The organism is Acinetobacter sp. SW-226, from assembly GCF_055632855.1.
In genome coordinates this window covers 137,503-150,869 of sequence record NZ_JBVNBD010000002.1, presented here as the reverse complement: position 1 = coordinate 150,869, position 13,367 = coordinate 137,503, and the positions used below count along the sequence as shown (strand labels likewise).

10 protein-coding genes are annotated in these 13,367 nt (G+C 37.7%); 4 read left to right on the top strand and 6 right to left on the bottom strand.

The genetic code is table 11. The features are described 5' to 3' along the window. The first annotated feature begins 65 nt into the window (after positions 1-65). Entirely contained in the window at positions 66-728 is a 663-nt protein-coding gene (locus ACZ8ZH_RS18565; protein ID WP_044112290.1) for a head GIN domain-containing protein, read from the top strand. Positions 729-872: 144 nt separating this feature from the next. Here the strand turns inward: ACZ8ZH_RS18565 and ACZ8ZH_RS18560 are convergent, their stop codons facing one another. From ACZ8ZH_RS18560 to ACZ8ZH_RS18545, 4 genes are all read right to left on the bottom strand, one after another. Continuing rightward, positions 873-2,540 carry a primase/helicase family protein gene (locus tag ACZ8ZH_RS18560; protein ID WP_228719275.1) on the bottom strand — a complete coding sequence of 556 codons (1,668 nt, stop codon included), beginning with the start codon at positions 2,538-2,540 and terminating at the stop codon, positions 873-875. 28 nt (positions 2,541-2,568) lie between these two features. Then, a complete protein-coding gene (locus ACZ8ZH_RS18555) occupies positions 2,569-3,477 on the bottom strand; it encodes a hypothetical protein (protein WP_005006163.1) in 909 nt (302 codons plus the stop codon). A gap of 68 nt (positions 3,478-3,545) precedes the next feature. Then, a complete protein-coding gene (locus tag ACZ8ZH_RS18550) occupies positions 3,546-4,745 on the bottom strand; it encodes an AcrVA2 family anti-CRISPR protein (protein ID WP_151532476.1) in 1,200 nt (399 codons plus the stop codon). A 1,096-nt stretch (positions 4,746-5,841) separates the two neighbouring features. Next, entirely contained in the window at positions 5,842-6,363 is a 522-nt protein-coding gene (locus tag ACZ8ZH_RS18545; protein ID WP_005028478.1) for a hypothetical protein, read from the bottom strand. 355 nt (positions 6,364-6,718) lie between these two features. Here ACZ8ZH_RS18545 and ACZ8ZH_RS18540 point away from each other — a divergent pair, with 355 nt between their 5' ends. From ACZ8ZH_RS18540 to ACZ8ZH_RS18530, 3 genes are all read left to right on the top strand, one after another. Further along, positions 6,719-9,382: a type IA DNA topoisomerase gene (locus tag ACZ8ZH_RS18540; protein ID WP_024160892.1), complete on the top strand. Its 2,664-nt coding sequence runs from the start codon at positions 6,719-6,721 to the stop codon at positions 9,380-9,382. 16 nt (positions 9,383-9,398) lie between these two features. Continuing rightward, positions 9,399-10,409 carry a hypothetical protein gene (locus ACZ8ZH_RS18535; protein ID WP_024160720.1) on the top strand — a complete coding sequence of 337 codons (1,011 nt, stop codon included), beginning with the start codon at positions 9,399-9,401 and terminating at the stop codon, positions 10,407-10,409. A gap of 195 nt (positions 10,410-10,604) precedes the next feature. Continuing rightward, on the top strand, positions 10,605-10,838 hold the full coding sequence (locus ACZ8ZH_RS18530; protein WP_024160719.1) for a hypothetical protein: 234 nt from the start codon (positions 10,605-10,607) through the stop codon (positions 10,836-10,838). 79 nt (positions 10,839-10,917) lie between these two features. On the opposite strand, the gene ACZ8ZH_RS18525 is transcribed toward ACZ8ZH_RS18530, so the two are convergent. Continuing rightward, positions 10,918-12,726 carry a zinc ribbon domain-containing protein gene (locus tag ACZ8ZH_RS18525; RefSeq protein ID WP_024160893.1) on the bottom strand — a complete coding sequence of 603 codons (1,809 nt, stop codon included), beginning with the start codon at positions 12,724-12,726 and terminating at the stop codon, positions 10,918-10,920. A gap of 201 nt (positions 12,727-12,927) precedes the next feature. After that, the gene (locus ACZ8ZH_RS18520; protein ID WP_024160894.1) at positions 12,928-13,257 is read right to left on the bottom strand and encodes a hypothetical protein; all 330 of its coding nucleotides are present in this window, start codon (positions 13,255-13,257) and stop codon (positions 12,928-12,930) included. Positions 13,258-13,367: the final 110 nt, after the last annotated feature.

Genomic DNA, 13,367 nt, shown 5'->3' with positions numbered 1-13,367 from the left:
CAATAAATAGGTTATGAGTGACCACTTATTTAGGGTTAAATTACTTTTATTAATTTGAGGTTTATATGTCAAAACAGTTTTTTTCGGGTTCTGTTGTAATCAATGGCAACGCCAATGTATACAGTTCAGGTTCAAACCATCAAATCGTTGGAAGTGGAAAACGAGTGACTAAGCAAGTACCTGTAAGCCCATTTAACGAAATCTGTATGAAAGGTCCAATGAGTCTGAAGTTTTTTGCTTCAAGTGATTCTAAAATGGAAATTACTGCAGACGATAATATTGTGGATCTTATTAGTGCTACTTTTCAGGGTGGTGTATTGGTTTTAGCTATTCAGGACAATGTGAGTTTTAGTACTCGTTCACCGTTAGAAGTATCGATCACTTACCCAACTTTAAAAGCTATTGATTTAAAAGGTTCAGGCAATATCCAGATCTTAAATCTAAATGAAGATAAATTTACCGCAAGTATTAGTGGATCTGGAAATATGGATTTAGACGGTACCATTGAACACTGTGTCTTATCTTTGAAAGGATCAGGCAATTTTGATGCGTTACCACTGAAAAGCACCAATTTAGAAGTGGCGCTATCTGGTTCAGGCAATATCTTTTGTACAGCTATCAATTCAGCTCAAGTACAGCTTTCAGGCTCAGGCAACGTTAAAGTTTATGGAAACCCAATCCATAAGACACAAAACCGAACTGGTTCAGGACAAATTAGTTTTAAATAGGTCGATAAACCTAGTTGTAAGACACTAAACCGAACTAGATCAGGAAACATTTGTCTTAAGTAGATCGATAAACCTAGTTCAATGAAAGTTTAGAGAAAAATAAACCCCAAAAGTTTGCTACCTTTGGGGGTCTATGTTTGACATTCAAATTATCGAAATAAAAATATTATTAATGAAGTTTTCGGACCATTCAGGATCGTTCGATTTACTCAAAATATCTTTGAGCCAAACCTTTAATGTTTCAATTGGATAATCTGCATTTTTGTATAAGTTAATCACGGTGATAATCTGTTGATTCAGTGCTGTTGTTGAATCATTACGTGCGATCATTTCTACAAGTTTTGTGTAGGCCTGAAGGAGTTCTGGTTCTTCAGCTCCAGTGACTTTACGGGGTTGCTTGCTAATCTGGCCAAGAATCTCAATAAATTGTTCTTTGACCAGCTCAATCGGGTGGATCTGACTAAATCCCTGTTGAGTCAGTAAGGCGTATGCGCGTAAAACCAAGCTAAACCAATTCTTTTTGGTCATGCTATCAGGATAGAGGCCTATATCATCCAACTGTTGTTTGATGCCAAAGAATAGGGCACTGATAGAGTAGTTCGGGTTAACCGTGCTTTGAATTGCAGTCGTCCACACGGCATTTTGCATTTTATGACGTATAACATCACGCGTGTAATCAACGCCGTATAAACATTTAAAATCGTTCCAGTCACTTAGATCTAGCTGTTCTTCAGTAAATTCAGGTCCAATCATGGCTGCGTTTACAGCTCGGCATGCTTCTGTTGCGTAATAGATACCGGGATTGCGCTTTATTTTGCTTTCTAATGCTGTTTTATGGTCATTATCATTGAAAATATAGAAGCGTGAAAACGGGAATTCGGCACGGAAATCACGTACTACATTCATGATGTTGCCAGCCACGTACACGACAATGACTGGAATAGAGTATTGAATTGATTCTGCAATTGCTTCACCAGTGGCGTAGCCCTCACAAAAGATTATCCGATCTTGGTTCCATGCATCCAATGGATCTTTATATAAGATTTTGAAAGCGCCGTTTGCAAGTACACCACGTAATGTAAACTTATCTTCACCACGCTTGTTTTTGTGTTCAGCGATGGTCTGAAGGAAAATGATTTGATTTTTGAGGTTTTGCCCCTCAACTAAAAGCTTGTTCTGACGTAGCGACTGTTGATCTAGATCTGGTTGCAGATCAATAATACGGTTCAGAATAATGGTGCTGTTCTTGTGTTGAGGGTAGTACTGGCTGACATAATCAATCAGCTCATTTTTAGTGAAGTTGCTTGGATTGTACAATCTAGCATGACTGAAGCTAATCTGCTTTTTCACATTGTAGTTGTGTGGACGGTTTGGCAAGGGTAGGCTTCTGGCCCATTCAAAACCCATATAGATTTGAGCCAATATCTCTTGGTCTTTTTTGTTCTTCTCAGCACTTTTGCATGAGCTTAAGAAGCGTTTAAGATCTTCTTCTTGCTGTTCCTTGGTATATACGGTATCACCAGGTTGCAGATCCATTTCTTGAATGTATTCATACAAGCTGTAAGTGAAGTTTGCACCGCCAGCATGAAACCAACCATAAGACATACGTGCGTTATCTAGATCTACAAGATACCAGGCCGTTTTTTTCTTATTTTTTGTGGCGTCATTGTGGTGATTGGTTCTGAGGTAAATACGTTTAGAGCTTCGTTCAAGCTGAAAGTCACTCTCACGATCAAATACAATTCCCTCATTTTCAAGATGCGATCTAAATATTTTAGATAGCGTACCAATATCGATACCATACTTGATCATGAGGGGGTTCATAAATAAAGAAACTCACTTATAAATATTTTATAACCAGCGGTTGAGCGACTACATATTTTGATGGGTTGTTGGTTTGCAACGTAATTTCGTGAGCGTAATGCCATGCCTTAGTGATACGGTTTAGGATGACACTTTCAAGGTCGTCTTCTAAGAATTCGTAAAGATTAAATCGCACGTTGTTTAAGATCAGTTTTTTATAACCTTTCACAAGGGTATTTAAAAAATTCTGAGATTGGTCCATAAAGGCGTTAACGTCAGCATCATAACTTATTGTGTTATTCACGACTGCATTATAAAAGTACTGCTCAGAATCAATTTTAATAATATGCATCTGCTCTAAGAATGACTCTAAATAAGCTGGATGCATATTTTTACTTAAAAACTTACAGATCCGCTTATTCTTGTTATCGTTAAAATAGATGTATTTAGAGGTTAGCTCAGTATTAATCACTGTGACATATTCGCCGTCCACACGAAACTTCACGGTATTATTGTTGGTGAACTGCAGCATTAATTCTGTGAAGATATAGCTATCTAACGTTTTTTCATGCTTAAACGTCTGCTTGTCCAAGAAATTACTGTTGTACTGAAGATCTGCAACATTGGCATAGCTTTGAACGAATTGAGCGATGTCATTGTGCATGTTTTGGGTGTCGAGATCCGATACTTCAGTTGAAACCGATTGAAAGGCACTATTTTTATAAAGATGCCCTAATAATTCTGTTTGATTGTGGTTTTTAGGTTTAACTTTCAATCCAACTGTAAAATCGTCTTGCTCATAATTCCCTTTAATTAGATTGCTTAAATAACTTTCAGCTTCTTGAAAAGATACGTTTCCAAGGTTGTCTAAAAATGATTTTAAGGAAGTGCCATCTAATCGTACTGCAACATGAGATATAAATGATGGATCGAACTCGAAACGCATAATACTTCATTGATTGAAATGGGTATTAAAAGTATATAACAGGTTTAAGGAAAAAAGAATGAAAACCTTTAAGTATTATTACCATAAAAGTAATTTTGAATTGATTTAATAAGTTTAGTTTCGGTTTCTTGAGTATATAAACTACCTGAAATTAGTTTTAAGCCAGTATCAGTTTTAAGCCAATGTAGTGTATTAAAATGGTCATTAGCGATATGGCTACTCTTGTGCATGCGCGACACAAAACCAGTGTTCAGACCAGTATCAAACAGGCGTGGACAGCTTGGTGCGTGGACATGATAGAGGACTTCACGGCGTTGATTGCTAGAGGGTGATTTACCTACGCCACGGCGTACTGGCATACCTTTATGCTTTCTATAACTACTGAGAAATGAATCAATCGTATCGTTATACGTGGGTTGCATCAGGTAGCCACGGTGATTGTAGATGTCAGTTTTAGGATGAATAGAGAAATTAAATAAGCTAAGCATTTTACCAAGTAAGATTAATAGCTCAGGACTACCTTTAAGGTTGGTACCAATCAAACTATCTTTAATAGTTTTAATAGTATCCGTGCGATACTCTAAAACCACATAGTCACCCCAATTAGAGGTTAAGCTTAAAGGATCTTCATCAGATATGTTGGCTTCAGTATCTTCATAGCAAAACACGATGATCAGTACTTTAACGTTGTTTCCGTTAAACAAAACTTCGTTTTGATGCGCGAAAAAACCATATAAAGGTTTGTCGTTGTGTCCTAGACCTGGTGTATGAATAAAGTTGGTCCACTGAAAGTAGTAATTCAGCAAATGACCATCGACATAGCGACCGTTTTCATCATTCAATAGGGTGCGATATACATCATTTTCAAGCTTTAGCACGGGTTGGCTGTACCGCCAAGCGCTCAACGCTGCAGTCGTAAATGCAAAGTCATAAAAGTTAAACTCAGGGTTCATATTTTTATAGAACAATGCATAAGGCTGTAACACACTTTCCCATACCTGTAATGGGATAAAGATGTTGGAACCCCACTTAGGAATCTCCGCAAAATAACCAGTGCCATAGGTATGATTTACGTTATCCCAAAACAGGCGTTCTAGCTGTTTATAGTCTGGAATGTCTTCGCTTTTAACCAATGATGCTGTACATAATGCTAACTTTTTCTCCAGTGCCAATAATTGACTGACAGGAGGGTATAAGCGACCAGCTTTTTGCGTAAAAACTTCCGCATTCAACTTTGATATAACATCAGCAAAGATTGAATCTTTCACTATACTGGTCTTCCATAAAAGGTGTGTGAGGGTGGCTAATTAGTATAAGGCATTCTAACAAGTTGTATGTATTCTATAAGGCGTAAAACTCTAAAAAGTTGATAATATATATCAGTTTTTAAAGCATTCACATTTCATACATAATTCTAACCTTGCTCAAATATAACATCATATTGTTTGCGATTTCTAAACAACAGTTTAACTAATCTGCAATATATCAGGGTAGAGCTGAGTATAGGGCTTAATCATTACTTTTGTTCAGCATGAGATAATAGTTTGTGGAATTTCCGTGAATATGATTAAAAAAGCTTTAAAACTTATTAGAGATCGGTTATATTACGAATCAAGGGATATTACCCTATTTAATAAACTATTAGACTGAGATTGTTCTAATAGTTTTTTTTTGCCCTTTTTTTGACATTTCCTGTTTTTTCTTCTATAGCTTCTGCTATATTTCTCCATATTTTACTCTATTTTTCGTTATTTTGATTAATTTTTAATCAATGTTAAAAGCTTAAATAATCAGCAACTTAGCCATTTATACCCACTACTATCCACAAAAACCTGTGCATAAAAAAACCAAATATTAAATCCCAAAATGGAATTTCTTCAATTTTAAGCTATAATTATGCTCATAGTTTTAATCATTGTAGTGGACTTAGTTATGAGCCATGTAGACCAAATAGAAACGATTAAAATTACTAACCGCGAAATCGGAATATTGCCTAACAATGTGCCAGTAGTAGATCAGTTTTTGAATAACTACCGCACACATAAAGCATCAACGACTCATTCAGTGGCTAGTAATTCACCTTTAATGAACATTACCAATTCAATGCATGTGCATCGAGTAGAAGATTCCCCCTATACTCAACCTATTCGTAAACTTCATTAGAAATAAAAAAAGCAGCGATTTCGCTGCTTTTTTATTGCCTATTGCATTTCTTTAGTGCTGATCCATATAGCTTTGAGTGAGCTTCTTACGCTCGTAATTCTCTTTGAGCTGTATGCCAATACCAATAATTATTATAGGTAAAATGGCTAGGGCAAAAAGAATGCAGATCGAATCAAAAATTGGCCTGGGCATATGAGCGCATTATTGCGGATTCGCATTGGTTAATTCCTCCAGTGTTGGTGGTTTTGTGGCGACTGGTTCATTTGCTGGTGCTTCAGGTGACACTTCTGGTACTTCAGGTGATACTTCTGGTGTTGAATTTGGTTCTTGTTGTGGATCTAACTTGTCTTCATAAGACTCTTGTGGAAGGCTATTGCTTGCAACAAAGTTATCTAGAATATCCTGAGCCTTATATGCCTTATTGCATTCGTCATTTGAGGCGTACATTTCTTTTTGTACGCTATCGTCTAAATACTTTTCTCGGCCATCACTAACATCATCGCTGTAATAACCAGCTTTCTTAGCAGAATCTATATAAATGGAATAACAAATATTTAAAACATTACTACGCTCGTAATCATGTTTGTAATACCAGTCAATACTACGTTCCTTTGCATCAGTTTTCGTATCTTCAAGGTATTGATCTAAGCGTTTCTCTTGTGGCGTAGACGAACACCCGATGATTAACAATGAGGTGCTTAAAACTATAAGTTTTTTAATCATGGTTTTAACTTAAAACAAACGATACCTTTATAGTACAACATTAATTCGTTAAATAATATTTTTGGAATTTTAATTTGTGACGGTTAAACAGTGCATTTTCAAACAATTAAGCCATTTTTTCCCATAATTTTAGATAAATATTGTTGTCTTTTTTCGCGTAGATTATTGAAAACAGGAAGTAATTTAACCACTTGAAATGTTCATCCAACTAAAGATTAAGAAATAAGCCCTTAAAAGTGTTTGTTTATCAACCCTTAAACCTATTTAAACATTTTAAAATTGTATATACTTAAACCATTACTAGATTAACTTCAGTAATTATTACTAAAGAAAGTTAAAAATTGGATGAATTTTAATGAGTAGTTTGTTCATAGTAGAGTCACCCGGAAAGGTCGAAAAAATTCAACATATCTTGGATGACCTGTATCCGCACGAATTCGTTGTACGCGCTTCAGTTGGCCATGTATGTGATTTACCTAATCATGAGATCGGTTTCTCATATCCAGCCTTTGTTCCTAAATACGAAATATCTCAAAATAAAACACGCGTTGTTCAAGAATTAAGACAGGCTGCTAAAAATGCAGATACGGTTTTCCTCGCAACTGACTTGGACCGTGAAGGTGAAGCCATTGCATATCACTTAAAACGTATCCTGAACTTATCTGACGATCAGTATATTCGCGTCAAATATAACGCTATTGATAAAACTACGATCGCTAATGCACTTCAAAATGGTGAAGAGCTGGATCAAGGTATGGTGGCATCTCAAGAAACACGCCGTTTCCTTGACCGTATGATCGGTTTTTACTTGTATGAGCCAATTTCAAATATTTTAAAAGGCAAATTTCCTGTTGGCCGTGTTCAATCTGCCGTACTCGTTGTGCTTGGTGATTTAGAAGATCTACTGAAAAACTTCAAATCACATGAACATTACAACCTTGAAGTAACTCTAAAACAAGGTTGGGCTGCGAAATGGGATTTTTCTAAGTGGCTTAATCCTGAAATGAAGGATGTGCACAATAACCAGTGGTTAGATAAAGCTTCAATTACCCGTCTACAAAGCGAAATTGATAAAAAAGACTTAACCATTACCAGTGTTGAAACTAAGCCATCTTTCCGTAGTGCTCCAGCGCCGTTTATTACTGTTGATCTGCAAGCTGCAGCTGCAGCGCGTCTTGGTTTGGATCTAAAACAAACTATGGATGCAGCGCAAAAGTTATATGAAGGTGGTTATATCACTTACCATCGTACTGATGCTGCCGTAATTTCGCCTGAGGGCATGCAAGCTCTAGAAGCTTTTGGTGAGAGAGAGGGCATTGCGATTATCGGCAATAAAGCCAAATCTCGCGATGGTGCTCAAGAAGCACATGAATGTATTCGTCCTAGTGACTTCTTTACCTTTGAAGCTGGTGAGGACAAAGTTCAAAAGGATCTATACCGTCTAATCTGGTTGCGTACTGTTGCATCGCAAATGGCTCCAGCTGAATACGAAGTTAAATCCGTTGTAGGTGTCTATAAAGATGTCACGCTCAATGTAGATGGTGAAAGCATTACTAAAGATGCTGAATTCAAAGCTTCTAGCCGTATCTTAAAGGAAGATGGTTGGTTGGGTTTATTAAAGACCTACAGTATTGATGAAAATGCACTTGAATACGTGGACGGTGAAGAAGATTCAGAAAAAGAACCTGAACATACGCTACCTATGGATATTGAGGTCGGTCAAAACCACAATGTTATTGCTGGTAAAGTTATCGCGACCAAAACCAAACCACGTTCACGCTACACCGTACCATCATTGGTCAAATTACTTGAGAAAAAAGGAATTGGTCGTCCTAGTACTTATCAATCAATCTTTGAACGTTTAATCAAGCACGGCTATATCAAGCTTGTTAAAAAGAAAATTGAAGTTACACCGCATGGATTGACCTTGATTCAAAACATTAGAGGTAAGTTTAGTTTTGCAGATCCGCTTTACACCAAAGAAATTGAAGAAACACTGGATCTAATCGCTACTGGTGATGCCGATTACAAACAAGAACTCCAAAAGTTCCATTTAGGGATTGAAAGTGAATTAGGACAGTTCTCAAAACATTGGCTTGATTCATTCCCTATCTACAAATGTAATAACTGTGATGACGGACGCATGTTGCCGAAAATCGGTACCAATCGCGACAAAACAACATCGGTCTACTGGTCATGTAATTCATGCAAAAGTTCAGCGCCAAACAGAAATGTTGATGGTAAAGATGAACCGGGTAAGCCAACTGTACGTGAGCCAACTACTCATTTATGTTTATGTGGCAAAACACTGACTCAGGTTACAACTGATAAATCTGTATTTTTTGAGTGCTCTCAACGTGCGTTCGTAGATGGCACCTGTAAAGAAACATACCGTTCTACAAATGACGAAAGCGGTAACTTGGTTCCTGATTTTGACGAATATCGCCGTAACCATACATACAAATGTCAGCTTGAAGGGTGTGGCGGTTGGTTGCGTGAGTTAAAAGGTATTTCAACTTCTTCAGGTAAGCCGTATCACTTCTTTTCTTGTGAAAAATCCAATCCAAACCTGAAAGGCAAAAAATGTAAGTCGGGTCCATTAGAGGTGTTCCCTGATGGTAGTCCTAACTACGAGCCAAGATTCCAAGTGACCAAAACAGAGTATCCATGTATCTGTAAAAAGCCTCTTATACATACCAAGTACCGCAAAGAACCTGGTGTTTACGAAGAGCGATACAGTTGTGAAGCTGCATCATGTAAACGTTATTTCGACATATTGCCAGATGGATCACCAGATACCCAACTTACAAAATCTCGCACTGGCAACGAAGCCAAGTGTTTTGAGTGTGGTCAGACCATGATTCAGTCTGCATTTAATTTACGTGGTGAACGTAAGTTTAAATGGGATTGCTTTAGCTGTGGTGCAAGTGGATACGACAACAACGGTGAGCCAGTTCAACGTGGTAAAAAGAAAGCCAAGTCTAAATCGACCTCTACAAAAGCTAAATCAAGTAAATAATTGAATAGGTGAATAAATGAGTAATCACGAACCAGATGATATGGACAACATCGGGAAGGAAGCTGAAGAAGCGCTCAAACCCCAACCCGATGATGAACATGTAAGTGAGCCTGAACAGCCGGCCAAAACAGCAAAAAAGGGCAAAAAAGTAGACATTGATGAAAACTTTTTTGCTAAGCATAAAAAGCTAATCTTGATTGGCGGTGGTGTTCTTTTCTTTTTGTTAGTTGCTGTGGTTATTTTTGGCAATCAAAACATCGAAGTTGAACGTCCACAACAAAGCGATGTTGAACTTGAAGCTCGACTGCAGAGTGAAGTTGCAAGACGAGTAAAAGAAGAAAGTATGAAATTGGCTGCTCAGCGCAATGAAATTATCGACCGTATTAGTCGTAACTTTGACTGTAACGCACCACAAGTATTCTGTCATGCACAAGATACGTCAGAACCGTATTCAACTGTCGTTTCTAGTTTGCAGAACTTCCAATTTAAGCCAGATACGCCGTATGAAGTTTACATTGAAGTCTACCCCTTGAAAGTGGATGCCCAAAACCCACAATCAAGTCAGCGTAAAGGAAGTGTTTGTAGCCCGAACAACGTGCACCTTTTCTTATGCCAAAAAATCGTAATGAAAAATCCTGCGCTTATGGCCAATCAGATCCGCGAACTATATGCGCTGCTAACGCCGTCTATGACTTATCGCTTGCAGATCAGCAGTCGTCCAATTACGCCAAGTGACATCGATCTGACATTGATTTCTACCGAACTGGACAAAATGAATGCCGATTCTGCAACTGCTAGTGAACCTGAATTGGAGTGTGTACCGCCAGATCCTAAAAAAGATCCTGTTGCGTACAACTTATACGAAACAGGGGGCATGTCTTGTCAAGACATCATGAAGGACTTAGCTTTACGTAAGACTACTACTCCAGCTGGTCAACCTGGTCAAGCTCAACAAAGTGGTGGTGAGCAACCACAATATCAACCGCAAAGTCCTGATGCATTTGGTACGCCAGAAGCAACACATTAAACATACCAATAAGAAACGGATTGATTTTGGTTAATCCGCTATTAATTGGCTTTTGGTTGAGAATACTAATTTAAGCATCTGTTTATCAAATAGATCTTAAAAAAATGAAACAATAAAATGCAGATTTATTCTGCATTTTTTAATTTTCACATTACAATAGTTTAAATTCGCAACTTTTAAGCAACCGGGTACGCTATGAACAACCCAATCAAAATTCAAGATCTGCAAGTGGCAGATTTGCCGTCCACGTTTAAGCTGAAGAAAAAACATAAAGAAGAAGTTTTTCTGAAGTACAAAGAGTTGAATGAGGCACTATTCAAAGTAGGGTACATTCCAGTGACGTTCTCAGACTTTGTGCATGCACTTATAGAAACTGGCGTAAAGGGATTTTCTGTCGAAGAATATGTCAATGCTCAATTAAACTCTTAATTTTAGAAGTCTAATTATTTTTTTGATGTCAAAAAAAGTGGACCACATTCGTAATCCACTCCTTTATTTTCTTTAACGATTAACTTTCTTTTTTGGTACCACACTGAGGGCAAAACAGCATATTGTCCTGAAGTGGTTCACCACATTTCACACAAAACATATTCTTTTTCGGTTTGATGATCACGGGTACTTGATCTGATAGATCCTGACCGTGTGTTTCAGGGTTATTCATCAATCCAAGATGTGTACCATGTGTTCTTGGTGAGCTTTTATTGATTGCGCTATTCATCTGGTTCATAGATGACATGCGGTTAATATCTGCTTCAGACGTTGGGGCAACCACAATGCTTTGGCTTTTGGCAAAGTCGGCTAAATGCTCTTTCAGTACAACAGCATCATCAGTACAAGCAGTCATGCTCAAGATCGCACGGTTTTGATATTTACCGAAGGTCGTTGTGCTAATTTCAGCGTACCAGACACGTAACGTCATGGTTTCAACATTGATGACTTCTTTTTGTGATTTCACGCTGTCGTCAAGGTAACGGCCAAAGTTTATTTGAGACAATTGATAGCTACCTTTAGCCTCAACCCATATTAGTTTTGATACAAAGTCAAAACGGCTCCATAGGTAATTACCGTGCTCAAAACAAAACTTCCCTAAGATCCACATCGATACACCAAAGAAACCATAAGTGAAGTCGCTAAAATCCAGATAGCTTCCGTTATATAGACCTTTGGCAAAAATAGTCATTAAAACGACTGAAGCAATAAAACTTAACAATCCAAAACTATTGAGGATGGCTAACCAGCGATACTTTTCTTCTTTGAAGCATGAGCTCAATGTCATATCACGAAGGGTATTGATTGGCACTGGTTGAGTTTCTTCTAAGATCTCACCCTCAAAAGCACCGTTTTTACTGCTAGAGTTGATAACTGGCAACTGGCGTGAATAGATTCTGTTAGGAATAGCACTTTCCCAATTCTTTTGTAGATGGCGTTCAAGTTCATCAAACAATTGCATTGGTTGGCAATTCATACTCAAACTATCCTGAACGACTCCAGCACTGGCTTGTGGTGGCTGTTTTACCATTTGAGCAACCACGGCCAAGAAGAATATCGCAATCGCAATCAGCGCTGCAATTAACGTAAAAATGGCTTTATCCATGCTTGGCAACCAAATAGGCGCAACTGCATGTTGGGTAAGGATAGGTACCAATACAGGTCCAAGAATGGCAACTAAAACCAAACCAATGACCTTAGATAAACCAATTTCTTGTGCACCTGTGTTCGGATTAGCCATAGGACGCAATAAAACAATCAAAATAATGGCGTTGTAAACAATCCCAAGCCAAGCACCTGTATTGGGTGATGCGCCCACATACGCGATTAGAGCACTCACTAAGGTAATCAGAAAAACAATCGCATTTTGAAATTGAGCTTCTGCAGCGTTACGGATGAATAATGGCGAAAAAATAAGATTAGGGAACAGTGAATATAGAATCCCGTTCACTGAGCCTTTTGGTTCTTCATAAATCAAAGCGCTTTGGCGTAGGATCTCTTTAATATCGGTTGCACCAGGATAAGCACCAGTTTCTTGAATGGATAACTCCTGTGCAAGTCCGGCTGGTTGATCACGACCAAAGTAGAACTTTAGGTTTGATAAGCCTGTGGTCAGCAGTAGAGCGCCATAACTGAACATTGCTAGACCAACTATAAGCGGTGGTAGTGCAACAAATACACCGTTACTGAATAGACCTTTTGCACTGAAAATTAAGCTTAGGCCAGCCAGCATAAAAACGATGGCACCGATCACTTTAAAAATGTTTTCTATTCGGTAGGGATTAGGGAATTCAAACCGCTTATCTTGCGAGTTATATTCATATGCCATTTTTAATACTCCTTAACGCATTTATCTAATTACGTTTTAATTGGTTAATTATAACTAAGTCGTGGGGTATAAAGTTTTTTTAGTTAAAATGAATCACTGTTTTAGTTAAGTTTTAATAAGGGAATTTAAAAAGTATTTTAAAGGCGCATTAAAAAAGGGGATAACGAATCCCCTTTAAAGATGTACCAAGCTTATGTGCTGTTATTTGTTTTGATCTGCTTGTTTTTGAGCATCTGCAGCTGCAGCGTTCAGCATAGAAGACATATCATTTTGCTCGTCCTCTTTTGGTGGATTTTGTTCTGCAGTTTTTTGATGTGCATCAAAATCGTGGCCCTCAACTTTTGAAGGTTTTTCATTATCGACATAAGTTTCACGCGCTGCTTGTAAGTCTGCAGATGGATCTACTTTGTCAATTTGTTCATCTGGTTGAATAGGTTTTGATTGAGATGTTGATTCTTCTTTTTTACTACAACCAACTAAAACCAAACCTACAGATAATAAGCCAGTTAATAATAGAGTTTTGAATGACATTTAATCGCCTCCAGCGAAACATAAGCAAAGGTATAGTCACATATACTTATAATGTATATACCAAAATTTAACTAAAACTAGTCCGTTGTATAACGTGACCTTTATAAAAA